The sequence below is a fragment of the Desulfocurvus sp. DL1XJH-121 genome (genome assembly GCF_054819825.1).
Window position 1 is genome coordinate 17067 of sequence record NZ_JBTVWW010000008.1, and the last position, 23800, is coordinate 40866.

A 23800-nucleotide genomic window follows, 5' to 3' on the forward strand; every position below is an offset into this window, starting at 1 on the left:
GCGTCTCTAGTTCTTGGCCTTGAGCGTGAAGGCGTCGCCCGGGCCGAGGCCGATTTCGGCCGCGGCGTTGGCCTTGTTCATGCACAGTTCCATGTAGCCCTGGCTCCCGGCCAGCAGGCCCAGGGTCTGGCCGGAGAGGTCCGCGTAGGTCTTGACCTGGGTCACGGGCAGGTCCGTGCCCAGTGGCGTGGCCAGGGCCAGGTCGTCCCAGTGGGACAGGAAGTCATCCAGGGCGGACGCGGGCATGTTGGTCAGGCAGTTGCCGAAGCGGTCCACGTGCAAGAGGGCCGCGTGCACGCTCTTGTGGCGCAGGTCCCATTCCGGTTCGGTCCAGGGCAGCATGGTCAGGGATTCCACGGGGATTTCCGTGCCCAGGGCGGCCGGAGACTCGCCGCTGGCCATGGCCGCGGCCAGGGGAGCGAAGATGTCGCGGCCGTGGAAGGTGTGGCTGACCTTGGGCCCGGCCAGGCGGCCCGTGAGGTCGAAGGCCCGGCTCGGCCCCGGGGTCGAGGCCACCAGACCCAGGATGCCGTTGTCCGGGGCCAGGAACGTGCGGCCGTCCTTGACCAGGGCCACGATGCGCCGCTTGGTGCCCACGCCCGGGTCCACCACGGCGACGAAGATCGTCTCCCGGGGGAAGTGGGCGCGGCTGGCCTCCAGGAACAGGGCGCCCTGGGGCAGGCCGAAGGGCGGAATTTCGTGGGTGATGTCCACCAGCATGACGTCGGGGCAGAGCGAGATGAGCATGCCCTTCATCTGCGCGGTGTAGGGATTGGCCGTTCCGAAGTCCGAGAGCAGGGCGATGACTGTGCGCATCAGTATACCTTCCTGTGTGAGAATCTGTGGCCCAGCACGTTCAGGGCGTTGCCGATGATGGTGAACGCCTGCGGGTCGATGGTGTAGATGGTTTCCTCCAGGCGTTTGACCTGGATGTTGTTGACCACTGTGAGCAGGACCTTTTTCTGCTTGCCGGAGTAGGCGCCCTCGCCGTTCAAGAGGGTCACGCCGCGGTTCACGCCGGTCATGATGGCCCGGGCGATGTCCACGCTCTTGTCGGAGATGACGATGACGAACTTGCGCTGGTTGAAGAGGCCCAGGAAGTATTCCGTGACCTGCGCGCAGATGAAGATCATGACCAGGGAGTGGAGCATCCTGTCCACGTCCAAGAAGATCAGGGCGCACAGGAACAGGATCGCGTTGAACGCGAAGGAGACCTGGCCCACGCGGATGTTGTAGCGCTGGTTCAGGGCCACGGCCACGATGTCCAGCCCGCCCGTGGAGCCCAGGGAACGGAAGGCCAGGCCCGCGCCAGCGCCCACCACGGAGCCCGCGGCGATGGCCGCGAGCATGGTCTCCTGGATGGGCGTGGTGTAGGTCACCAGCTCCATGGTCCCGGCCACCACGAACATGCCGTACAGGCTGTAGAAGAAGAAACGCCTGCTGACCTCGAACCAGCCGTACAGGAACAGGGGCACGGAGAGGATCAGCAGCCAGACTCCCGGCGAGAGAAGGCCCGTCATGTAGTAGACCATGAGCCCCACGCCGGAGACGCCGCCCGAGATCAGGCCGTGGGGCACGGCCAGGGCCTTGATGCCGAATCCCATGAGGCTCCCGCCCAGGGTGATGAGCAGGACGTTCCACCACACGGAATAGGTGAAATCGCGGTTCATGAATCTCCTTCAGCCCGGTTCCCGATGCCGCGCGCCGCGTCTTGCGGTCTGGCGCGTAGCCCCGGGAGAAATCCGGTCCTTGATGTTGGTATAGCAGATGGATCGGGCAATAAAAAGCCCGCTCCGCGCGGCCAGGCCGCGCGGAGGAAACTGAACCCGGAGCAGCCGGGCCCTACATTGGGCCCGAGATCATCTGCTATTCCGGTATGTTCAGGGACATGTTGAAGGCCACGGCGTAGAGATGGTGGAAGAAATCCACGTATTCCACGGTGACGTCGTCGGGGACATTGATGCGCGCGGGGGCGAAGTTGATGATGCCCTTGATGCCCGCTTCGGTGAGATAGTTGGCCGCCCGCTGCGCCCGTTCGGGCGGAGTGGTGATGATGCCGATCTCGATGCCCAGGTCGTCCGCTTTTTCCTTGAGGCGGCGGGAGCAGATGACCTCCAGGCCGGAGACTATTTCGCCGATCTTGAAGGGATCGCAGTCGAAGGCGCCCACGATATGGAAGCCGCGCAGGCGGAATTCGCGGTAGTTGAGGAGCGCCCGGCCCATGTTGCCGATGCCCACCACCGCGGTCTTCCAGACGCGGTCCACGCCGAGAGCCTGTTTGATGCTGGTTATGAGGTCCTGGACATAGTAACCCACGCCGCGCACACCGAACTCGCCGAAATAGGCGAGGTCCTTTCTGATCTGCGAGGGGTTGATGTTGCAGGTCCTGGCGAGGAGTTCCGAGGAGACGACGTCTTTGCCGTCGCGGGCCAGGCTTTCGAGGACCTGGATGTAGACGGCCATGCGCTGGATGGTGGCGCGGGGGATGTGTTGGCTTTTGAGGGTCATTGGTATTGCGTGTCGAGGTTAGATTTTACGGGATCAATGCCCTTTACACAGTAATTTGCCCCGCTGTAAACGTCAAGCTACATGTGAAATTTATAACAATTGATCGTAAAAAAAGGGCCGCGCCGGGCGCGGCCCTTTTTATTTAAAACTCTAATTAAACGTAGGGGTTGGCGAAGAGGAGCAGCAGGTTCACGACCAGCGCGTAAATCGCCAGGGACTCCACGAAGGCCAGGCCCAGGATCAGCATGACCTGGATCTTGCCGGAGGCCTCGGGGTTGCGGGCGGTGCCTTCGCAGGCGGCCTTCAGGCCCATGCCCTGGCCGATACCGCAGCCGGCGGCGGCGATGGCCATGCCGATGGCGGTGGCCCACATGATGTTGGACAGGACCTCGGGGGCGGCGTCGCTGGCGAAGGCCAGGGAGGCCACGGAGAGAAGGGCCACGGTGTTCAGCACGGTCAACAGAGCTTTACGCATCAGTAAACTCCTTCATTAAGGTTGTATAAGGTTGGTCTCAGACCATTTCCCCCAAATGTGCGGCGCGTTCTAATGCGCGTGGTCCAGGGAGCCCTTCAGGTAGATCATGCCGAGCATGAAGAAGATGAAGGCCTGGATGAACTTCGCCAGCACGAACAGGAAGTACATGGGCAGGGAGCCCACGATGGGTGCCAGCATGAACATCAGGATGAGGACGATTTCCTCGCCCTTGATGTTGCCGAAGAGTCGCAGTGTCAGCGACAGCGGCCTGGAGAGGTGGGAGACCACCTCGATGATGAACATCAGCGGGGACAGGGCGGGCATGGGGCCCATGAAGTGCTTGATGTAGCCGAAGCCCCACTTCTTGATGCCGATGTAGTTGTAGTAGAGGAACAGGAACAGGGCCAGGGCGGCGTTGGTGTTCACGTTGGCCGTGGGGGCGTCCAGCCCGGGGATCAGCCCGAACCAGTTGCAGGGCAGGATGAACAGGAACAGGCAGCAGATCACGGGGAATATCTGGCGGCCCTTTTCGCCGATGTTGGATACGGTGAAGTCTTCAAGCCCTCCGATGATCAACTCGAAGGCGTTCTGGATCTTCCCCGGCACCATCTGCAGGTTGCGGGTGGCCAGAAAGCCCAGCACGAAGAGCAGGAGCATGGCGACCCAGGTGTAGGTGACGTGGGTGGGGACGTGAATGCCCACGGATTCCAACGCTGCGGGAACGATAAAAAACGGATGAGGTAAACCACCGCCTGCCATTTCAGTAACGCCTCCTTAAACGTGTTTCCGCGCCATCCGGGATGCGCCCCAGATGAAAAGAGTGACCACCACCGTGGACAGACCGGCAATCAGCGCAACCGCCGAGGACCCGGCCCAGACGAGGAGCGCGTAGAGCGCCAGCCCCGTGAACAAAAGCCTTGCGTAGAAGCGCAGGAGCAAACCGGCCACGGCCGCCCGCTTCCTGGCCAGCGTTCGCTGCACGAACGACGCAAGAGAGCAGAAATTCCATGTGGCGAGCAAGGTCCCGGCCGCGAAGTCCAGAAGCTGCGGTATCACCCAGCCCCCGGCCAGCGCCGCGAGGCAGGCCGCCAGGGTCAGGAGCACCTGATTGCGCACCAGCTGCCGCGTGTCCGGGTTCTCGAACCCGCGGCGGTAGAGAGCGGCCTCAATCTTCTGGAGCATCCCGCTGGTCGTTCCTTGTCTCGTCCTCGACTCGTTTTTGCATGCGACGAGCTTGGTCGTACATGTTTTTAAACCCGGCCGCAATTCCCGCCACCAAGAAGATGAGCAGCATCACGGGCTTGGTTCCGAGCCACTTGTCGAGATAATAGCCGATGGCCAGTCCGACGAAGGTGCACGCCACCATGTGCGTGCCGATGGTGCCCACGTCGCCCATCAGGTCCAGGAGCGGCCGTTTGTCTTGCTGTTGTCTTTTTCCAAAGAGCATTGTGACGCCCGGAGCCCCGACCCTGCCGGGTCGGCACCCTTAGTTCAAACGTTCACAAACATTGCGGACCTACCATAGCCGAGTTTGCCAAGTCAACGCAAATTCAGGTTTCCTTGGTCGAAAAAACAGGCCCCCGCCCCGGGCGGGCGCGGGCTTTCGCATGTCCTGCACCTGTTTGGAATACAGGGATTTTCCACGCAGTTGAAGAGAAATGTGCAGGGCTTTTCGGGGCGGAAGAAATGTGCCGCCCCCCGCGCCGGCGGGGCGCGGGGGGCGGCGTGGTTCTAGTAGGCTTCCTCGTAGTCCAGGTCCTTGGCCGTGATCTTGTGGGAGAAGGTCTTGTAGACCCAGGCTTGGTAGCCGATGACCACGGGCACCATGACCAGGGCCACGCCCAGCATGATCTTCAGGGTCAGGGGGCTGGAGGCGGCGTTGTGGATGGTCATGCTCCAGCCGGGGTTGAGGTTCGAGGGCAGGAGCGCCGGGAACAGGCCCACCACCCCGAACAGGGTCACCCCGCCGATGAACACGGCGGAGCTGGTCCAGGCCCGCCACATGTGCCCCGAGCCCAGGGCCGGGCGGATCATGATCAGACCCAGCACCGCGCCCGCCAGGATCAGGAACAGGAGGGGGTTCCGCATGTAGTTGCCGAACAGCCGGGTCTCGATGCCCGAGTAGACCAAAAACAGCACCGCGCCCACCACGGCCACGGGCCAGGTCTTGATGGCCACGGAGCGGGCCTTGTCGTGCAGGGCGCCCTGGGCGCGGATGGCCAGCCAGATGGCCCCGTGCTGCACGAACATGACCACGAAGACCACGCCCCCGAACAGGCCGTAGGGGTTCAGGAGCTGCAGCAGGCCCTCCTGGTTCACGCCCTGGGCGTCGATGGGGATGCCCCGGAAGATGTTGGCGAAGGCTACGCCCAAGAGCAGGGCCGGGGCGAAGCTGCCCACGAAGTGGCAGGCGTCCCAGATCGTGCGCCAGGCGGGGCTGTCCACCTTGCCCCGGAACTCGAAGGACACCCCGCGCAGGATGAGCGCGAAGAGCAGGAGGAACAGGGCGCTGTACATGGCCGAGAACATCACCGCGTAGGCCCCGGGGAAGGCCGCGAAGGTCACGCCGCCTGCGGTGACCAGCCAGACCTCGTTGCCGTCCCAGAAGGGCCCGGCCGCGTTGTAGATGGTGCGGCGTTCGGCCTCGCCGTCCGCGATGAAGGGCAACAGCGTGCCCATGCCCAGGTCGAACCCGTCCAGGATGAAGTAGACGGCCCAGAGCACCCCCCAGAGGAGGAACCAGATGGTTTCAAGTATCATGACCATGCCCTCCTATTGCGGGCCCTTGCGGGCGTAGGTGAACAGCAGGTAGATGTCCACGGCGCCCAGGAGCAGGTACATCAGGCACAGGGCGGTCATGGACAGGGCCACCTGGGACGCGGCCACGGGCGAGACGCCCTCGGCCGTGCGCATCAGGTTGTAGACGATCCACGGCTGGCGGCCCACCTCGGCCACCACCCAGCCCGCCTCGTGGGCGATGTAGGGCAGGGGGATGGACCAGACCATGACCTTCAGGAACCAGGGCGCGGCCGTGAGCCGGTTGCGCAATAGCCAGCCCAGGGCGGCCAGGGCGATGAACAGGGTGCCCAGGCCCACCATCAGGCGGAAGGAGATGAAGGTCAGGGCCACGGGGGGCCGGTCCTCCTTGGGGAAGTCCTTGAGGCCCTGCACTACGGCGTTGGGGTCGTTGTAGGCCAGGATGGAGAGCAGGCTGGGCACGGGCAGGGCCTGCATCAGGTTGCCCTCGTTCTCCTCGTCGGGAATCTGCAAGAGGTACATGGGCGCGTTCGCCTGGGTCTCCCAGTGGGATTCCATGGCCGCCAGCTTGGCGGGCTGCACCAGGGCCACCTCGTTGCCGTGGAAATGCCCCTGGCCCGCAGTGACCAGGGAGAAGATCAGCCCGGCCCACATGCCTATCTTGAAGGAGCGGGTGAAAAAATCCGTCTCGTTGCCGCGCAACAGGTGCCAGGCCGAGATGCCCATGACGAAGAAGGCGCCCACCACCAGCGCCCCGGGCACCACGTGCAGGAATTCGCTCCAGCCGAAGGGGTTGGTGACCACGTCCACGAAGTCGGCCAGCTCGGCGCGGCCGTTGCGCAGCACGTAGCCCACGGGGTTCTGCATGAACCCGTTGGCCAGCAGGATCCACAGGGCCGAGAGGTTGGAGGCGACGGCCACGATCCAGATGGACGCGCAGTGCAGCCTGGGCGAGATGCGGTCCCAGCCGAAGACCCAGACCGCGATGAACGTGGATTCCAGGAAAAAGGCCACCGTGGCCTCGATGGCCAACAGTGAGCCGAAGATGTCGCCCACGTAAGCCGAATAGCGCGACCAGTTGGTGCCGAACTGGAACTCCAGGGTGATGCCCGTGACCACGCCCAGGGCGAAGTTGATGAGGAACAGGCGTCCCCAGAACTTGGTCATGCGCTTGTAGGTCTCGTCGCCGCTGGACACGTATTTCGTTTCCATGACGGCCACCAGGATGGACAGGCCCAGGGTCAGCGGCACGAAGATGAAGTGGAACATCGTGGCCGCGGCAAACTGGAGCCTGGACAAAAATAGTGCGTCCATGGAGCCCCCCTTGCGGTTGCTGGTTGAGGTCTGGAGATATGGGATCCCGGGGCCGCGGGCGCGGCCCCGGGGGTGTTTCGTATTCTAGAGCTTGGCTTTCAGGGCGCGCCCCACGCTGCGCCCCAGTTCAACGCACTCGTCGAGCACGTCCTTGGTGGGCACGTGCTTGACCTTCACCGACGGCTCCACGACCTCGACGTTCGTGTCCGTGAGCCATTGGTTGATGATGTTCACGCATTCCCCGCTCCAGCCGAAGGAGCCGAAGGCCGCGCCGATCTTGTTCTTGGGCTTCAAGCCCTTGACGTAGGTCAACAGGTCCGAGACCAGGGGCAGGATGCCGTTGTTGTGGGTGGGCGAGCCCACCACCAGGGCGCCTGCGTTGAATATCTCGCTCATGACCTCGGAGTGGTGGAAGGACTTGAGCGCCATCACGCGCACGGACACGCCCTCGTCCAGCAGGCCGTCGGCCACGGCCTGGGCCATTTTGGCCGTGGACTGCCACATGGTGTCGTAGACCACCACCGCGCGGTTCTTCCAGTCCTGGGCCGTGAACTCGCGGTAGGTCTCCAGGGCGAAGGAGACCTGCTCCTTGTCGCGGAAGATCAGGCCGTGGTCCGGGGCGATCATGTCGATGTCCAGGCCCAGGTCGGCCACTGCGTCCAGGGTCTTGTCCACCACCTGGGAGTAGGGGGTGATGATGTTGGCGTAGTATTCCGTCATCCGCCGCTTGATGAAGCCCCGGTCCAGTTCGTCCACGTAGCGCTCGGTGGAGGCGATGTTCTGGCCGAAGGCGTCGTTGGCGATGAGCAGCTTGTCCTCGGGGATGTAGGAGAACATGGAGTCGGGCCAGTGCACCATGCGCGCCTCGAGGAACTGCACGCTGCGCTTGCCCAGGCTCAGGGTGGAGCCGGTCTTCATGGTCTCCACGGGCCAGCCGTCCTGGTGGAAGTGGGCGTCCATGGCGCGTTGGCCCATGGGCGAGCAGAAGACCTTTTCGGGTTTGCAGGCCTCCACAAGGCGCGGCAGGGCCCCGCTGTGGTCGGGCTCCAGGTGGTTGGCCACGATGTAGTCGATCTTCTTCGGGTCCACCACCTGGGCGATGCAGTCCAGGAGCTGGTCCGCGAAGGGGGCCTTCACCGTGTCGAAGAGGGTGATCTTCTCGTCCATGACGAGATAGGCGTTGTAGGTGGTCCCGTGGCGGGCCAGGGAATAGCCGTGGAAGTCGATGGTGCTCCAGTCCACGGCCCCGACCCAGAAGACCCCTTCCTTTATTTCAACCGGTCGCATTGGTTCTCTCGCTTGTGTTTCAAGGTCGACGCCCCGCCGGGGCCTTGCTGGTCTCGGCGGGGCGGATGCGGTCTATTCCTTTTCGAACTGGTCCTTGCCGGCCCCGCAGACGGGGCAGACCCAATCGTCGGGAATGTCCTCGAACTTGGTGCCCGGGGCGATGTCGTTGTCGGGGTCGCCCTCGGCGGGGTCGTACTGATAGCCGCAGATGAGGCAAATGTACTTGTCCATGATATATTTCTCGCTTGGTTGATGGTTCGAGGTCCGGGGGAGGGGTTTACGCCTTCCACAGGCCGTGCAGGTTGCAGAACTCGCGTGCGCTGACCTTGTCGGCCTGGACGCAGAACTCGGCCACGGGCTCCTGGCCCGGGTTCAGGAACTGCCTGTAGGCCTTGCCGTCGGCCAACAGCTCGATCCATTCGATCCAGTGCTCGTCGGTCATGGGATGGGCCACGCTGCCCACGCTGACCTTGTAGCCCGTGGCGGTCTTCTCGATGACAGGCACGTGCTTTTCCTTGGCCGCGTCCACGGTGTTCTCCTTGAACAACCGCATGGGCTCGCCGCAGCAGACGAGTTCCCCGGCGCCGCCGTGCACCAGTTCCACGATGTTTCCACACTTGTCGCACTTATAGATTTCCAGCAGTTCAGGCATGGTCTCTCCTTGGTTTACAGGGCTTCCCGGCCCCGTTGGCTAATCGCTAACCATTCTTATTACCTTTTACCAGTTTGTGCAAGCGATTTCGAAATGCGCCTGCGGGTGGACGCAAGCCGGGCAGGTCCCGGGAGCGGCCTCGCCCACGTGGATGTAGCCGCAGTTGCGGCAGCGCCACATGACCTGCTTGCCCGGACGGCGGAAGACCCGGTCCTGCTCGATGTTCTCGATGAAGCCGCGGTAGCGCTCCTCGTGGAATTTTTCGGCCACCGCGATCATGCGCATGGTGTCGGCCACCTCGATGAAGCCCTCCTCCTGGGCGATGTCCGCGAATTCCGGATACATGTGCTCGTGCTCGTGGCGCTCGCCCTCGGCCGAGGCGTAGAGGTTCTCCAGGGTCGAGCCCAGCTTGCCCGCGGGGAAGCCCGCGGTGATGACGGCCTCGCCGCCTTCCAGGAACTTGAAGAGCCGCTTGGCGTGCTCCTTCTCCTGCAGGGCGGTCTCCTGGAAGATGTGCATGATCTGCACGTAGCCGTCATTCTTGGCGATGGACGCGAAGTAGTCGTAGCGGTTTCTGGCCTGGGACTCGCCCGCGAAGGCCGTGAGGATGTTGGCCTCGGTTTTGGTGCCCTTGATGGATTTCATGCGTGTGTCTCCATGATGTTTTGCCCGCCTGGAGCGGGCCTTGAAAGTGGGGGAGAGAGATATAAATCATATACATGCGATATGGGAGGACCGCAACCGCGTAAAAAAGGTTACCCGATATCACAGAGCAGGAAGGTCGGGGGCGGTGGAAGGGGTTTAATCCACCATGCGCTGCAGTTCCGTGACGGTCAAGGGCAGCTCCGGGCTAAAAGCCACGCCGAATTCGGGCTCGGCCACCCAGCGCACGGTGCAGCCGGGAATGGAGTCGAGGAGCGTCCTGTCGAGGAATGAGGGGTCCATGGTCAGGGTCTGGCCCTGGGGCGGGGCCGGTGGGTCGGCGTCGGCCCGCAGGCGCGCCCCGCCGGGGCTGATGTCCACGAGCCTGGCCGTGCGCTTGGAGCCGTTCGACTGGTAGCCGCAGGTGCAGTTTCCGGCGTAGGCCTTGAGAACTATGCGCGGATGGCGCCTGCGGTCGTCCTGGGTGGTGGGTTCAAGCTGTTCTTTTGACACGGGTTTCCTCCTGGGAAGGGATTTCGCCGGATTATGACGATACCACCTCCCCAGGAGGAAATCCAGGTAGGCGTGTTTTAGCTCTTGAACTTCTCCACGAGCGTGTTGAGCTTCTCGGACATCATGGTCACGTTCTGGATGGCTTCGTTGGCCTGGGCGATGCGCTGGGAGATGCTCTGGGAGAGGTCGTTGATGCCCGTGACGTTGATGTTGATCTCCTCGCTGGTGGAGGACTGCTGCTCCGCCGCCGTGGCGATGGAGCGAACCATGTCGGCGATGGAGTCGGACTGGGTGACGATCTCCTTGAGCACCTCGCCGGAGCGCTCCGCCAGTTCCTCGGTGTGGCCCACGCGTTCCCGCGTGTTGGTCATCTCCGTCACGGCCTCCTTGGCGCTGACCTGGATGGCCGTGATGGCGGAGTCCACCTCCTGGGTGGCGCCCATGGTCTTCTCGGCCAGCTTGCGTACCTCGTCGGCCACCACGGCGAAGCCGCGCCCGGCGTCGCCCGCGCGGGCCGCCTCGATGGCCGCGTTGAGCGCCAGGAGGTTGGTCTGGTCCGCGATGTCGTTGATCACGGTCATGACTTGGCCGATGGCCTCGGCCTTGGCCGAGAGCTCGTTCAGGGTCTGGGCCAGGGCCTCGGTGGTCTGGGCCATGGCCCGGGTCTCGCTGACGGTCTTGGCCACCTCGTCGCCGCCCTGCTTGGCCACGCTGGATGCGTTGTCCGAGACCTCGGAGGCCTGCCCCGCGTTCTGGGCCACCTCCAGGACCGTGGCGTTCATCTCCTCCATGGCCGTGGCCACCTGGGAGGTCTGCCCGGCGGTCTGGTGCATGCCGTTGGTGACCTCGTCCATCTGGTTGGAGATTTCCGCCGCCGCGTCGTGCAGCTGGTTGGCCACCCCGGTGACCTCGTTGGCCACCTGCAGGAGGTTTTCGCGCTGGGCGCGGATGCGCTCCTTGTCGCGTTCCTCCTGGGTCAGGTCGATCATCATGCCGATGGCGCCCACGGTGTTGTCCGCGGCGTCCTTCAGCGGCGAGATTTCGTAGTGCAGGGGGAACTCGACCCCGTCGCTGCGCCGGTATTTGATCTGGCCGTTCTTGCTGCGCTTGGCGTTGACGACCTGGGCCACGATCTGCTGCTCCGTCTCGGAGACGAAGATAGTGTTGGAGTCGCGGCCGAGGATCTCCTGCTCGGTCAGGCCCAGAATGTTGCGCAGGGGCGGGTTGATATAGTTGATGCGGGACTTTTCGTCCGTGATGAACAGGGGAATGATGATGCCCTGGAGCACGCTCCTGTTGTACTCCAGCTGGTCCTGCACGGTCTGGACCATGACCTTGAGGTTGTCGGCCAGGCTGGCCAGCTCGTCATGGCCCCGGACCTCGAACTTGGCCTCGTAGTCGCCCTCGCGGATGCGGTCGCTGATCTCGGCGATGGTCACGATCTTACCGATGACGATGCGCCGGATGAACAGGGCCAGGAGCACCAGCAGGAACACGGCTCCGGCCAGGGATATGCCCGCTGTCACGCGCTCGGAGGACGCCACGGCCGCCATCTGGGGGCTGATGTCCTGGAACAGGACCATGGCGCCCAGGATGGGCTGGGTGCCCCCGTGGCAGTGGTGGCAGGCGGGCGAGTTGGGAATGCTGTTCACGGCCACGAAGAAGTGCTTGCCGTTCAGCTTGAGTTGCAGTCCGCGCTCGACGGCGGTCTGCAGCCCGGTTTCGAGGACCGCCTGCAATTCGGGTGCCCCGCGCACCTCGGAGAGGTCCTTGCGCACGCTCTTCGGGTCCGTGGAGTAGGTGATATTGCCCTTGAAGTTGGTCAGGTATACGGACACGTCCTTGTAGTGGTCCGCGACCTTGTTCAACTGTTCCACCGTGCCCTCGTTGTCGCCGATGGCCATGGGCTCCTCGATGGCCGAGAGCAGGATGCTGGCCACCTTGGAGGAGGATTCGTTGATCAGTTCGGCCGTGGCCGAGCGGTGCTGGCGCGAGTTGGTCAGCCCCAGCACGGCGAAGGTGATGACCGTGACGATGGACACGGGCAGGATGATCTTCACGCCCAGGGACTTGCTGATGAAATTCATGGCAACCCCCTAGTGCGCGCCGCCGTAGAGCAGCGGCTTGAAGTTGAAGGCGCCCACGCGCTCCTCGTTGTGGCAGGTCTCGCAGTCCTGAAGCGCCAGGTCGCCCTTGATCAGCGAGGGGTCGCCCCCTTCCTCCACGTGCAGGGAGCCCGGCCCGTGACAGACCTCGCAGCCCGCAATAGCCAGTTGCGGCGTCTTCTCGAAGCTGACGAAGCCGCCGGGCTGTCCGTAGCCTGTTGTGTGGCAGGTGAAGCAGGTCTTGATCTCCTCTTCGGTGAGATCAGAGGCCATCAATTTCACGCTGCGGTCGGAATGTGCCTTTTTGGCGAACTTGGTGAAGTTTTCGTATTCCTGTTCATGACAGTCCTTGCAGGCCTCGGCCCCCACGAACGTGGCCTGCTGGGCTATCGCCGCATCCGGGCCGTGCTGAAGCAACGCCACAGCCACGGCCACGACTGTCAGAGACAGAACGACCCTGATGTTCATGCCAACCCTCCTGTTTATAGCCCCACGCTTGGTTCTATTGCGTTAAACCTCAGTTTTGTCAAATTATCCCGACGAAAACAGATGAAATACCAAGATCTCCAACATGCTGTAGAGACAGGAAGATTTTTGTGCCTTCCCCCTGGAGAATCAGGGATGACCACGGGCGGTCGATGTCCAATTGCGCCTCTGTGATGGGCAAATTCATAAATGCTATGCGAAAAACGATGAATATATAACACAAAATGAAAGGGTCGCTCCGGCATTGCGGAGCGACCCTTGAAGAGCAACGGAAACGCTGTCCGTCTATTTCGCGTAGCCCACTGCCCGCCGTTCGCGGATGCAGGTCACGCGGATTTGGCCGGGGTAGGTGAGGTTCTCTTCGATCTTCTTCGAAATGTCCTTGCAAAGCAGATGGGTCTGGTCGTCGTCCACCTTGTCCGAGTCCACCATGACGCGGATTTCGCGGCCCGCCTGGATGGCGTAGGCCTTGGAAACTCCTTCGAAGTCCGTGGCGATGCCTTCCAACTCCTCAAGACGCTTCACATAGTTCTCCAGGAGCTCCTTGCGCGCGCCGGGCCGGGCCCCGGACAGGCTGTCCGCCGCCTGGACCAGGACCGCCAGGATGGTGGTGGGGGGCTGGTCCTCGTGGTGCGCGGAGATGGCGTGGATGATCTCCTTGCTCTCGCCGTACTTCTTGGCCAGGTCCGCGCCGATGAGGGCGTGGGGGCCTTCCACCTCGTGGTCCACGGCCTTGCCGATGTCGTGCAGCAGGCCGGCGCGCTTGGCCTTCTTCTGGTCCAGGCCCAGCTCGGCGGCCATGATGCCGCAGAGAAAGGCCACTTCCAGGGAGTGCTGCAGCACGTTCTGGGAGAAGCTGGTGCGGTACTGGAGCTGGCCCAGGAGCCGGACCACGTCGGGATGGATGCCGTGCACGCCCACGTCGAAGGTGGCCTGCTCGCCGATCTCCCGCAGCTTGACGTCCATCTCCTGCTCGACCTTTTTGACCACGTCCTCGATGCGCGCGGGGTGGATGCGGCCGTCGCTGATGAGGCGCTCCAGGGCCAACTTGGCCACCTGGCGCCTGAGCGGCGAGAAGGCCGAGAGGACGACGGTCTCGGGGGTGTCGTCGATGATCAGGTCCACGCCCGTGGCCGCCTCGATGGCGCGGATGTTGCGGCCCTCGCGGCCGATGATGCGGCCCTTCATGTCCTCGCTGGGCAGGGTCACGGCGGCCACGGTGTTCTCGGCCACGAAATCGCCCGCGTAGCGCTGTACGGCCGAGGCCAGGACCTCCTTGGTCTTGCGGTCCGCGGTCTCCTTGGCCTCCATCTCCACCTGGCGGATCATCCTGGCCGCCTCGTGCCTGGTCTGGGATTCGATGTCCGCCAGCAGGCGGGCCTTGGCCTCCTCGGCGGTGAGCCCGGAGATCTCCTCCAGCCTGCGCTGCTGTTCGGCGGAGATCTCGTCCAGCTCGACCTCCCGTTCGCCCAGGGATCGCTCCAGGCGCGCGAGGCGCTTCTCCATGGCCACCAGCTCGGAGTCCTTCTGGTTGTTCTTCTCGATCTTGTCCTCGAGGCGCTCTTCCTTTTCCTGGACCTTGCCTTCGCGTTTCTTGAGTTCGGACTCGCGGTCCTTGTATTCGGCCTGCACTTCCTTCTTCAGGGTCAGAACCTCGTCCTGGGCCTGAAGCATGTATTCCTTGCGTTCGGCCTGGGCGTCCTTGCGGGCCTCTTCGAGGATCCGTTCGGCCAGGTCCTTGGCGCCTTCGATGCGCTTGGAGGAAATGTATTTGTGCAGGACGTACCCGCCCCCGGCGCCTGCCACGGCGCCCGCCAGGGCGATGATGATGATGAATGCCACGCTCATGGGCCTACTCCTTTATGGGCTACGGGCACCGCGGACCCGGTACGTTTCGGCGGCCTTCCCCACGCGGGGACGGCGGCCTGCGGCGAGATTTCTTTCAACGAAAGAGCGCCGAAGTCTGGGGCTGCTGGATGCGTTTCCGGAACGCCTGGGGGAAAGCCGAAGGTGCTGACGGGCGGGAAATAAGGCTGTGATAAAGGCTGTCGTCGTCTGCCGGTGCGGGTTTACGGGTTGCCGCGGTATATAAACGTTCCCCGGGAGGTCGTGTTGACGGCCATTTTGAACCTTGCTTGTGCAAGGTGGGCTCCGCTGTGCCCGCCGTCAGGCTCCCCGGTCTAGCGGGTGTGCGCACGGGCGGGTCTTGAGCAAATCCCTTTTCTCGAGTGTTGGCTCAACAATGACCGAACAATCACGAGCATCCCAGGGAGATATTGTTCATGCGCCTGTCGTCAGCTCCTCGGCCTGGTCGATCCTTGAGGCGATGCCTGCGAGCCGGTCTTCCAATTCCTCCAGCCGCCGCATGTTCTGCAAGAGGTCGTCCGCAAGGCCCAGGGCCAGGAAAGTCAGCAGCTTCTCCTTGCTTAAGCGTCTTCCGTGTTGCGTCAGTTCTCTGTATCGTTCTTCAAGAAGTTCCTTTGCCGCCTGGACGCGCTCGTGGTCCGCCTGCGCCTTGAAGGATACGTCAAGATCCAGAACGGAGAGGGTATAGCTCGGCATGGCTGCCTCTCCACTAGGGCGTATCGTCCGAGAGCTTCTTCAGCAGGCCGTCGATCCTGCCCAGGACCTCGTCCTTGGAGCCGCGCTCGCGCTCCAGCTCCTCGCGCAGGCGCGCATTGTCGGCCTTGAGGTCGAATGCGCCGCGCTCGGCCTCCTCCTTCAGGCGCCTGTTTTCGTCTTCCAGGGCCCGGTTTTTCTGGAGCAGGGACTCGATCTTGGATTCCAGTTGGCTCAAAATTTCCATAGCCGAGAATTATCCTGTTCGCCTTGTGAAATCAAGAAATGTTATTTTCTTGGTTTGGGAAGCGATTTTTGTTTGGCCCGCGTCAGCGCGAGGGTCCCGGGCTCGACGTCCTTAGTGATCACGCTGCCAGCGCCCACCAGGGCGCCCTCGCCCACGGTCACTGGGGCCACCAGGGCCGTGTTGCTGCCGATGAAGGCGCGCGCGCCGATGGTGGTCTTGTGCTTGTTCACCCCGTCGTAGTTGCAGGTGATGGTCCCTGCGCCGATGTTGGCCCCCTCGCCCACCTCGGCGTCGCCCAGATAGGTCAGGTGGTTGGCCTTGGCCCCGGGCCTGAGCACGGCTTTTTTCATCTCCACGAAGTTGCCCACGCGCGCGCCGTCCTGCACCAGGGCGCCGGGCCTCAGGCGGGCGTAGGGGCCCACCTGGCAGCCCGCCTCCACGCGGGCCTCCTCCAGGTGGCTGAAGGGGCGGATTTCGCTGCCCTCGCCCACCTGAGAGTCCTTGATCCAGACCTGGGGGCCCACCACGGCGCCCCGGGCGATGTCCGTGGCCCCGAGGATCTCGCAGGGCCCCAGGACCTCGCAGCCAGGGGCCAGGGCCGCGCGCGGGCCGATGACGGCCTGGGCGGGCTGGCGCACCAGGGCCCCGGCCGCGAGATGCGCGGCCACGATGCGCGCCCTGAGCGTCTCCTCGGCGGCCACCAGCTCGGCCGGGCTGTTCACGCCCAGGAGCTCGGGCCGGGCCCCCGCATTGTGCGCGTGCACGGTGAGGCCGCGCTCCACGGCCAGGCCCATGAGGTCCGTGATGTAGTATTCGCCGCCCGCGTTGTCGTTGGTCAAAAGGGCGAGCAGCGGCTCCACCGCGTCCAGCTCCAGGAGATAGATGCCCGCGTTGATCTCCCCGCCCCAGGGGCCGTGCGCGGCCTCGTCGAAGTCCTTGGCCTCCACGATGGCCGCCACCGCGCCGCCCGGCGCGCGCAGCACGCGGCCGAAGGCGCCGGGCTCGGCCGCCTTGACGCTCAGGAAGGTGATGTCCGCCCCCGCGGCCTCGTGGGTCCCGGCCAGGGCGTCCAGGGCGTCCACGGACAGCAGCGGGGTGTCGCCGTTGACCACCAGCACGCGGGAAATCCCTGCCGCGCGCAGGGCCGGCCAGGCCGTGGACAGGGCGTGGCCCGTGCCCAGCTGCTCGGCCTGGAGCACGAAGCCCTCCCGCCGCTGGGGAAAGGCCGCCTCCAGCTCCTGGCTGGCGTGGCCCACCACGGTGAACACGGGGCCGCCCAGGGCGCCCAGGGCGTCGTACACGTAGCTCAGCATGGGTTCGCCAAGCAGGGTGAAGAGGACCTTGGGGCGTTCGCTTTTCATGCGCGTGCCCTTGCCCGCCGCCAGGATCAGGGCCCCGGTCGCGGGGCCTGGGTTGGTCGCAGTCATACAGTCATCCGTGTTCAAGGTTTCAGCTATGCGAAAATCTCTGCCAGATCGTGGAATAAGTCATTTCCCGCAGGTCGTTCACAAATAGTGAGATGCAAGGCGCAAGGAAAATGCAAGCCCGACGCGTACCCCCGTACGCGAGGGTTTGTATTTTCCGCAGCAACGCAGCAGATCGCTGTTTGTGGGCGGCCTGCGCTGGAACTATCGCGGGGCGACGGTCCTTGTCCAGCCCCGGGGCCGCAGACGAACAAGGCGGACCGCTTTCGCGGCCCGCCTTGAATGGGGCAGTAGCCGATGGTCCCGCGCCCTAGTTGTGGGTGCAGGTGCCGGCCGCCTGGGCGCGGTCGCGGCAATTGATGCGCGCCATGGAGCGGGCCAGGGCGGCCTGCACACGCGCGCTGTTGAAGTTGTCCTGTTGCTGGGACAGGCGCTTCTCCGCGCGTTCGCGCGCCTTGCGCGCCCGCTCCACGTCGATCTCCGTGGCCTTTTCGGCGACTTCCGCCAGGATGGTCACCTTGTTGTCGGAGACCTCGGCGAAGCCGCCCGCGACAAAGACGTAGAAGGTCTTGCCGCTGGACTTGTAGTACAGGTTCCCGACCTGCAGGGCCGTGAGGAACGGGATGTGGTTGGGCAGAATGCCGAACTCGCCCTCATATCCCGGGGCACCCACGTACTCCACCTGCTCGCTCAAGACGAGGCGGTCGGGAGTCACGATTTCCAGTTGCAGCGTAGCCATACGGGCCTCCCGGGCTTAAGCTTCGGCTTCGCGCTTCTTGAACTTCTCGACGGCCATGTCGATGCCGCCGACCATGTAGAAGTCGTTCTCGCCGAGGTGGTCGTACTTGCCTTCAAGGATCTCGCGGAAGGCGCGGACCGTGTCCGCGAGGCTCACGTATTCGCCGGGGGTGCCGGTGAACACTTCGGCCACGTGGAAGGGCTGGGACAGGAAGCGCTGGATGCGCCGCGCGCGGTGCACCACCAGCTTGTCCTCGTCGGACAGCTCGTCCATGCCCAGGATCGCGATGATGTCCTGGAGGTCCTTGTACTTCTGCAGCATCTGCTGGACCTCGCGGGCCGTGAAGTAGTGTTCCTCGCCCAGGACGTTGGGGTCCAGGATGCGCGAGGTGGAGTCCAGCGGATCCACCGCGGGGTAGATGCCCAGCTCCGCGATCTGGCGGGACAGCACCAGGGTGCCGTCAAGGTGCGAGAACGTGGTGGCCGGCGCAGGGTCGGTCAGGTCGTCGGCGGGCACGTACACGGCCTGCACCGAGGTGATGGACCCCTTGTTGGTGGAGGTGATGCGTTCCTGCAGACCGCCCAGGTCGGTGCCCAGGGTGGGCTGGTAGCCCACGGCCGAAGGCATGCGGCCCAGAAGCGCGGAGACCTCGGAGCCCGCCTGGGTGAAGCGGAAGATGTTGTCGATGAACAGGAGCACGTCCTGGCCTTCCTCGTCGCGGAAGTACTCGGCGCAGGTCAGGGCGGTCAGGGCCACGCGGGCACGGGCTCCCGGGGGCTCGTTCATCTGGCCGTAGATCAGCGCGGCTTTCTCCAGAACGCCGGCGTCCTTCATCTCGTGGTAGAGGTCGTTGCCCTCGCGGGTGCGCTCACCCACGCCGGCGAACACGGAGATGCCGCCGTGCTGCTTGGCGATGTTGTTGATCATCTCCATGAGGATAACGGTCTTGCCCACGCCCGCGCCGCCGAACAGGCCCATTTTTCCGCCCTTGGGGAAGGGGATGAGCAGGTCCACGACCTTGATGCCGGTTTCCAGCAGCTCGATCTTGGTGGACTGTTCGGTGAATCCCGGAGCCGGACGGTGGATGGGCATGGTCTTGTCGGAGTTGATGGGCCCGAGCTCGTCCACAGGGCGGCCCACGACGTTCATGATGCGGCCCAGAGAGCCCTCACCCACGGGCACCAGGATGGGCTTGCCCGTGTTGCGCACTTCCATGCCGCGGACCAGCCCTTCGGTGGCGTCCATGGCGATGCAGCGGCAGACGTTGTCGCCCAGGTGCTGGGCCACTTCCACCACCAGCTCGGGCGCGTCGGTGTTGTTGGGGTTGGTGATTTCGCATGCGGTCAGGATGTTGGGCAACTGACCGGCCGGGAACTCGACGTCCAAGACGGCGCCGATGACCTGAACGATTTTTCCACTGTTTGCACTCATTGCTATCTACCCCTTGATTATCCTTTCAGCGCCTCGGCGCCGCCGACAATGTCCATGAGTTCGCCTGTAATGGCGGCCTGACGGGTCTTGTTGTAGAGCAGCGTCAGGGAGTCGACCATATCGTCACAAGCTCGGGTCGCGTTGTCCATGGCGGCCATGCGCGCCGCGTGCTCGGACGCGGACGTGGAGAGCATGCCCCGGTACATTTGGACCTTGATGAAGCGCGGCAGCAGCTCTGCGAGCAGCCCGGCCACATCAGGCTCGTAGATGTATTCGGCTCCGCCCCCGGCCTCGCCGCCTTCTTCGGCGACCTCGTCATGGGCGGACATGGGCAACAGCGGCAGGGCCGTGGCTTCCTGCTTGGCGACGCTCACGAACTCGCCGTAGAGCAGGGTCACCTCGTCCAGTTCCCCGGCCAGGTAGCCGCCGATAATCTCCATGCCCACCTCGTTGGCCAGCGTGAAGTCAAAGGTGCTCATGGCGTCGGTCTTGCCCATGGCCAGTTCGAGGTCCGTCTTCTTGAAGAAGGAGGTGGCCTTCTTGCCGATGCAGTACATCTTGATGGACTTGCCCTCGGCCTGCTTCTCGGCCGCGAGCTTTTCGGCCAGCTTGATGAGGTTGGAGTTGAAGCTGCCGCACAGCCCTCGGTCGGAGGTGACCAGGACGATGGCGGCCGTCTTGATCTCCTCGCGGACCTCCAGCAGGGGATGCGCGTCCCCGTCGGCGCGGCCGGCAAGGTCGCCAAGCATCTCGTAGAACTTGTCCGCGTAGGGCCGGAAGCGCTCGATGCGCGACTGGGCGTTGCGGAGCTTCGCCGAGGCCACCATGTTCATGGCCTTGGTGATCTGCTTGGTCTTCTTGACGCCTTGTATCTTCAGTTCAACGTCTTTGAGCGAAGGCATATGCTTCTCCTCCGCCTTAGGCCTGGAAGGTCTTCTTGAACTCGTCGATGGCCGCGCGCAACTTGGCCTCGATGTCGTCGTCGATGACAGCCTTTTCTTTGATGGCGGCCAGGATGTCAGCCTTGGAATTGCGCATGAACTCGAAGAACTCCGTCTCGAAGCGGGCGATGTTCTCCACGGGCACGTCGTCCATGTAGCCGCGGGTGGCGGCGAACATGGAGGCGACCTGCTCCTGCACGGGCTGCGGCTTGTACTGGGGCTGCTTCAAGAGCTCCACCAGGCGCGCGCCGCGGTCCAGCTTGGCCTTGGTGGCCTTGTCCAGGTCCGAACCGAACTGGGCGAAGGCCGCCAACTCGCGGTACTGGGCCATGTCCAGACGCATGGTGCCGGCCACCTGCTTCATGGCCTTGATCTGGGCCGCGCCGCCCACTCGGGACACGGACAGGCCCACGTTGATGGCCGGCCGCACGCCCGCGTTGAACAGGTTGGGCTCCAGGTACACCTGGCCGTCGGTGATGGAGATCACGTTGGTCGGGATGTACGCGGACACGTCGCCGGCCTGGGTCTCGATGATGGGCAGGGCGGTCAGGGAACCGGCGCCCAGGGAGTCGTTGACCTTGGCCGAGCGCTCCAGCAGGCGGGAGTGCAGGTAGAAGACGTCGCCCGGGAAGGCTTCGCGTCCCGGCGGGCGGCGGAGCAGCAGGGACATCTGGCGGTAGGCCGTGGCCTGCTTGGAAAGGTCGTCGTAGATGATCAGGGCGTGCTTGCCGTTGTCGCGGTAGTGCTCGCCGATGGTCGCGCCGGTGTACGCGGAGATGAACTGCAGGGGCGCGGGCTCGGAAGCCGTGGCCGAGATGATGGTGGTGTACTCCATGGCGCCGTGCTGCTTGAGCACGTCGGCCACCAGGGCCACCGAGGCCTTCTTCTGGCCGATGGCCACGTAGATGCAGTGCACGTCCGAATCTTTCTGGGCCAGGATGGCGTCGATGCACACGGCGGTCTTGCCGGTCTGGCGGTCGCCGATGATCAGCTCGCGCTGGCCGCGGCCGATGGGCGTCATGGCGTCGATGGCCTTGAGGCCGGTGTACATGGGCTCATGCACGGACTTGCGCGCGATGATGCCGGGCGCCTTGAGCTCCACCGGGCGGAGGTCCGGGGCGTCGATGGGCCCCAGGCCGTCGATGGGCTGGCCCAGGGGGTTGATGACGCGGCCCATGACCGCGTCGCCCACGGGCACGGAGAAGATCTTGCCGGTACGCTTGACCGGGTCGCCTTCCTTCACGCCCGTGTCATCGCCCAGGAGCGCGACGCCGACGTTGTCCTCTTCAAGGTTGAGGGCCATGCCCATCAGGCCGCCGGGGAACTCCAGGAGCTCCATGGCCATGACGTTCTCGACGCCATGGACGCGGGCGATACCGTCGCCCACGTAGAGGACGGTGCCGGTCTCGGACATCTCAACCTTGGACTCGTAATTCTGGATCGAATCCTCGATGATCTTACTGATCTCTTCAGCTTTGATCTGCATCGCCTACTCACCCCTTTTGATCTGTTCTTTCATAGCGTTGAGCTGTGCCTTGAGACTCGCGTCCAAGATCTTGTCCCCAACCTTCAGCACGACGCCGCCCAGGATATCGGCGTCGGCCGTGAAATCCAGAATCAGCTCTTTGCCCAGCTGCGCGGCGAGCTGCTTCTTGACTTCCTCCTGCTTGGCGTCCCCGAGCTCGATGGCCGTGACGAGCTGGCCACGGACCACGCCGTTGGCCTCGTCCAGCAGAGCGCCATAGTACGCTTCGATTTCGGGCAACTTGGACAGCCTGTCCTTGTCGGCCAGAAGGAAGCAGAAGTTCTTGGTGGTGGCGCTGGGGGCCAGATGGGCAAGCAGCTTGTCCACGATGGCCTTCTTCTCCTCGACGCTGAACAGCGGGTTCTTGAAGACCCGCAGGAGCTCGGGATTCTCCGTGAGCGTCGCGGCGATCTCGGCCAGGTCCTTGCCGTACGCCTTCATGTTGGCGTCGCCCTGGCTCTTCGCAATGGAGAAGAGCGCGCGGGCGTACCTGCGTGCAACGATGTCGGCCGTCAATTGAGCACCACCTTTGTTAAGTAGTCATCGATCAGCTTGTTGTGCTCCTCGGCGGTGAGCTTGCCGGCCAGGGCCTTTTCGGCGGCCTCGATGACCAGCTCGGCGATCTCGGCGCGCACGGCCTTCAGCGCCGCGTTGCGCTCGTTGGCCGCGGTCATGGTCGCCTGCTCCTTGATGCGCTCGGCTGCCTGGTGCGCATTCTCGATGATGGCGGCCTTGAGGGCCTCGCCCTGCTTGGTGAAGTCCGCCAGGATCTGCTCGCGTTCGGCCTCGATGCCGGCGATGCTCGCCTCCACCTCGCCCAGGCGCTTTTCGGCGGCCTGCTTGCGTTCCTCAAGTTCCCCGAGCTGGGACTGGATGTTCTTGCGCCGCCCGCCGAACATGTTGGCGATTGCGCCGCGCCCGAACCACCAGATGATGCCGATGAAAAAGAGGAAGTTCACGACCCGCAGCAGCGTGGTCGTCATGCTCTCGTGCGCCGCGTGCGCCCCGCCCTCTGCGGCCGAGGCCACCGCCGCGGCAGCGAGCACGAGAAGCATCGCGGGCAAAAGTCGTCTGAGAATTGTCAACGCGGGACCCTCCTTCTTCCAACCGTTTCTTAAGCGTCAAATAGAGCAAGGCGAAACCACGGCCGAGCCGGGTTTCGCCTTTACTGTCTTCAGCCGAGCACCTTGTCCGCGACTTTTCCGGCCAGCATGTCCACCCGGCCCTGAAGCTCGCCCATGGCGGCGGACATCTCCGTGGCCACGGCCTCGCGCTCGGCCTTGAGGGCGCCGGCGGCTTCCTGGCCGGCGGCGGAGAGGATGTTCTTCTCCTGGGCGGAGCCTTCGTCCTTCAATCCGTTGCGCCGTTCGGTGCCGGCCGCGCGGGCGTCGTGGAGCTGCTTTTCGTAGTTCTTGAGCTTCGCTTCGGCGTCGGCGGCGAATTCCTCCGCGTCGTCCACCATCTTGGACATATGGGAGTTGCGCTTGGAAATGATGTCCCGGATGGGGCGAATAAGGAGGAAATTCAGAACCGCCAAAGTGACGATGAAGTTCACGAACTGAATGAAGAACGTGTAGTCCAGATCAATCATACTCGCCCTCTCGGAGGTTGTGAATTAATGAGCAAAGTCAAACGGGCTTTAGCTAATTTAGCTAGCCCTGTCAAAGACTTTTTCCTGTCTGCCCGGCTAGTTAGCGATATAACTAACTATCTGATATAACTACAGAAATATTATTTCCCGTCGGCCTGGGCCGCCTTGGGAAAGGCCGGTTTGGCGGCCGTCTGGGCGGGCGCGGCGGCCTGGGGTCCGGGCCCTGACGCCGCCGTCGGAGCGCCGGCGCGGGGGGCCTTGGACTGGGCCTTGGTGCCCATGGTGATCTCGCCCTCCAGGACCGCGCCCTCCTCCATGACCAGCACCGGGGTGTTGACCCGGCCGAGGATGTTGGCGGTCTTGTGCAGCACGACCTTTTCCAGGGCCTGGACCTCGCCCTCCAGCTTGCCGCTGATGATCAGCTGGCCCACCTGGACCGAGCCCTCGACGTTGGCGTCCTTGCCCACCACCAGGGTGCCCTTGGAGGTCACTTCGCCCTTGAACTTGCCGTCGATGCGCACGGACCCCTGGAAGTCCAGCTTGCCCTGGTATGTGGTTCCGGTTCCGAGGAAGGCGTTTATCTCATCCCGTGCCATGTCTGGTC

28 protein-coding genes and 1 other RNA gene are annotated in these 23800 nt (G+C 63.9%); all 29 read right to left on the reverse strand.

Annotated features, from left to right (window positions below; translation table 11 throughout):
• Positions 1-6 precede the first annotated feature (6 nt).
• Positions 7-816 (reverse strand): SAM hydrolase/SAM-dependent halogenase family protein, encoded by an 810-nt coding sequence (locus ACYYG1_RS07275; RefSeq protein WP_461209630.1) that lies wholly within the window; start codon positions 814-816, stop codon positions 7-9.
• Positions 816-1670, reverse strand: a complete 855-nt coding sequence (locus tag ACYYG1_RS07280; protein ID WP_461209631.1) for a YitT family protein — start codon at positions 1668-1670, stop codon at positions 816-818. Before ACYYG1_RS07280 ends, ACYYG1_RS07275 begins: the two co-directional genes overlap by 1 nt.
• A 196-nt stretch (positions 1671-1866) precedes the next feature.
• Entirely contained in the window at positions 1867-2508 is a 642-nt protein-coding gene (locus tag ACYYG1_RS07285; RefSeq protein WP_461209632.1) for a redox-sensing transcriptional repressor Rex, read from the reverse strand.
• Positions 2509-2662: 154 nt separating this feature from the next.
• Positions 2663-2983 (reverse strand): ATP synthase F0 subunit C, encoded by a 321-nt coding sequence (gene atpE / locus ACYYG1_RS07290; protein ID WP_461209633.1) that lies wholly within the window; start codon positions 2981-2983, stop codon positions 2663-2665.
• Between the two features lie 69 nt (positions 2984-3052).
• Positions 3053-3742, reverse strand: a complete 690-nt coding sequence (atpB, locus tag ACYYG1_RS07295) for a F0F1 ATP synthase subunit A (RefSeq protein WP_461209634.1) — start codon at positions 3740-3742, stop codon at positions 3053-3055.
• 15 nt (positions 3743-3757) lie between these two features.
• The gene (locus ACYYG1_RS07300) at positions 3758-4165 is read right to left on the reverse strand and encodes an ATP synthase subunit I (RefSeq protein ID WP_461209635.1); all 408 of its coding nucleotides are present in this window, start codon (positions 4163-4165) and stop codon (positions 3758-3760) included.
• Positions 4149-4430 carry an AtpZ/AtpI family protein gene (locus tag ACYYG1_RS07305; protein ID WP_461209636.1) on the reverse strand — a complete coding sequence of 94 codons (282 nt, stop codon included), beginning with the start codon at positions 4428-4430 and terminating at the stop codon, positions 4149-4151. The genes ACYYG1_RS07300 and ACYYG1_RS07305 overlap by 17 nt, the downstream gene beginning before the upstream one ends.
• 284 nt (positions 4431-4714) lie before the next feature.
• Positions 4715-5743, reverse strand: coding sequence for a cytochrome d ubiquinol oxidase subunit II (gene cydB, locus ACYYG1_RS07310; protein WP_461209637.1), 1029 nt, complete (start codon positions 5741-5743; stop codon positions 4715-4717).
• 12 nt (positions 5744-5755) lie between these two features.
• Positions 5756-7054 carry a cytochrome ubiquinol oxidase subunit I gene (locus ACYYG1_RS07315; RefSeq protein ID WP_461209638.1) on the reverse strand — a complete coding sequence of 433 codons (1299 nt, stop codon included), beginning with the start codon at positions 7052-7054 and terminating at the stop codon, positions 5756-5758.
• An 84-nt stretch (positions 7055-7138) separates the two neighbouring features.
• Entirely contained in the window at positions 7139-8341 is a 1203-nt protein-coding gene (locus tag ACYYG1_RS07320; RefSeq protein ID WP_461209639.1) for an FprA family A-type flavoprotein, read from the reverse strand.
• Between the two features lie 72 nt (positions 8342-8413).
• Positions 8414-8572 (reverse strand): rubredoxin, encoded by a 159-nt coding sequence (gene rd / locus ACYYG1_RS07325; protein ID WP_461209640.1) that lies wholly within the window; start codon positions 8570-8572, stop codon positions 8414-8416.
• A 46-nt stretch (positions 8573-8618) separates the two neighbouring features.
• Positions 8619-8993 (reverse strand): desulfoferrodoxin, encoded by a 375-nt coding sequence (locus ACYYG1_RS07330; protein ID WP_461209641.1) that lies wholly within the window; start codon positions 8991-8993, stop codon positions 8619-8621.
• A 66-nt stretch (positions 8994-9059) separates the two neighbouring features.
• Positions 9060-9638 (reverse strand): rubrerythrin, encoded by a 579-nt coding sequence (gene rbr, locus ACYYG1_RS07335; protein WP_461209642.1) that lies wholly within the window; start codon positions 9636-9638, stop codon positions 9060-9062.
• A gap of 156 nt (positions 9639-9794) precedes the next feature.
• Positions 9795-10148, reverse strand: a complete 354-nt coding sequence (locus ACYYG1_RS07340; RefSeq protein WP_461209643.1) for a PilZ domain-containing protein — start codon at positions 10146-10148, stop codon at positions 9795-9797.
• A gap of 77 nt (positions 10149-10225) precedes the next feature.
• Positions 10226-12235: a methyl-accepting chemotaxis protein gene (locus ACYYG1_RS07345; RefSeq protein WP_461209644.1), complete on the reverse strand. Its 2010-nt coding sequence runs from the start codon at positions 12233-12235 to the stop codon at positions 10226-10228.
• A gap of 9 nt (positions 12236-12244) precedes the next feature.
• On the reverse strand, positions 12245-12721 hold the full coding sequence (locus ACYYG1_RS07350) for a cytochrome c family protein (protein WP_461209645.1): 477 nt from the start codon (positions 12719-12721) through the stop codon (positions 12245-12247).
• Between the two features lie 303 nt (positions 12722-13024).
• The gene (rny, locus tag ACYYG1_RS07355) at positions 13025-14587 is read right to left on the reverse strand and encodes a ribonuclease Y (RefSeq protein ID WP_461209646.1); all 1563 of its coding nucleotides are present in this window, start codon (positions 14585-14587) and stop codon (positions 13025-13027) included.
• Between the two features lie 244 nt (positions 14588-14831).
• A non-coding RNA gene (gene ssrS, locus ACYYG1_RS07360) (6S RNA) lies at positions 14832-15014 on the reverse strand.
• A 5-nt stretch (positions 15015-15019) separates the two neighbouring features.
• Positions 15020-15301, reverse strand: coding sequence for a cell division protein ZapA (gene zapA / locus ACYYG1_RS07365; protein WP_461209647.1), 282 nt, complete (start codon positions 15299-15301; stop codon positions 15020-15022).
• A gap of 13 nt (positions 15302-15314) precedes the next feature.
• Positions 15315-15545, reverse strand: coding sequence for a cell division protein ZapB (zapB, locus tag ACYYG1_RS07370; RefSeq protein WP_461209648.1), 231 nt, complete (start codon positions 15543-15545; stop codon positions 15315-15317).
• A gap of 41 nt (positions 15546-15586) precedes the next feature.
• Entirely contained in the window at positions 15587-16972 is a 1386-nt protein-coding gene (glmU, locus tag ACYYG1_RS07375; RefSeq protein ID WP_461209649.1) for a bifunctional UDP-N-acetylglucosamine diphosphorylase/glucosamine-1-phosphate N-acetyltransferase GlmU, read from the reverse strand.
• Between the two features lie 307 nt (positions 16973-17279).
• Positions 17280-17708 carry a F0F1 ATP synthase subunit epsilon gene (locus tag ACYYG1_RS07380; RefSeq protein ID WP_461209650.1) on the reverse strand — a complete coding sequence of 143 codons (429 nt, stop codon included), beginning with the start codon at positions 17706-17708 and terminating at the stop codon, positions 17280-17282.
• 15 nt (positions 17709-17723) lie between these two features.
• Positions 17724-19139 carry a F0F1 ATP synthase subunit beta gene (gene atpD, locus ACYYG1_RS07385; RefSeq protein WP_461209651.1) on the reverse strand — a complete coding sequence of 472 codons (1416 nt, stop codon included), beginning with the start codon at positions 19137-19139 and terminating at the stop codon, positions 17724-17726.
• A gap of 17 nt (positions 19140-19156) precedes the next feature.
• Complete coding sequence (locus ACYYG1_RS07390; protein WP_461209652.1) at positions 19157-20041, reverse strand: F0F1 ATP synthase subunit gamma; 885 nt, start codon at positions 20039-20041, stop codon at positions 19157-19159.
• A 16-nt stretch (positions 20042-20057) separates the two neighbouring features.
• Positions 20058-21566: a F0F1 ATP synthase subunit alpha gene (atpA, locus tag ACYYG1_RS07395; protein ID WP_461209653.1), complete on the reverse strand. Its 1509-nt coding sequence runs from the start codon at positions 21564-21566 to the stop codon at positions 20058-20060.
• 3 nt (positions 21567-21569) lie between these two features.
• On the reverse strand, positions 21570-22121 hold the full coding sequence (gene atpH, locus ACYYG1_RS07400; protein ID WP_461209654.1) for an ATP synthase F1 subunit delta: 552 nt from the start codon (positions 22119-22121) through the stop codon (positions 21570-21572).
• Positions 22118-22588, reverse strand: a complete 471-nt coding sequence (gene atpF / locus ACYYG1_RS07405) for a F0F1 ATP synthase subunit B (protein ID WP_461209655.1) — start codon at positions 22586-22588, stop codon at positions 22118-22120. The genes atpH and atpF overlap by 4 nt, the downstream gene beginning before the upstream one ends.
• Positions 22589-22779: 191 nt before the next feature.
• Entirely contained in the window at positions 22780-23196 is a 417-nt protein-coding gene (locus ACYYG1_RS07410) for a F0F1 ATP synthase subunit B (protein ID WP_461209656.1), read from the reverse strand.
• A 140-nt stretch (positions 23197-23336) separates the two neighbouring features.
• Positions 23337-23792, reverse strand: coding sequence for a bactofilin family protein (locus ACYYG1_RS07415; protein ID WP_461209657.1), 456 nt, complete (start codon positions 23790-23792; stop codon positions 23337-23339).
• Between the last annotated feature and the right edge of the window lie 8 nt (positions 23793-23800).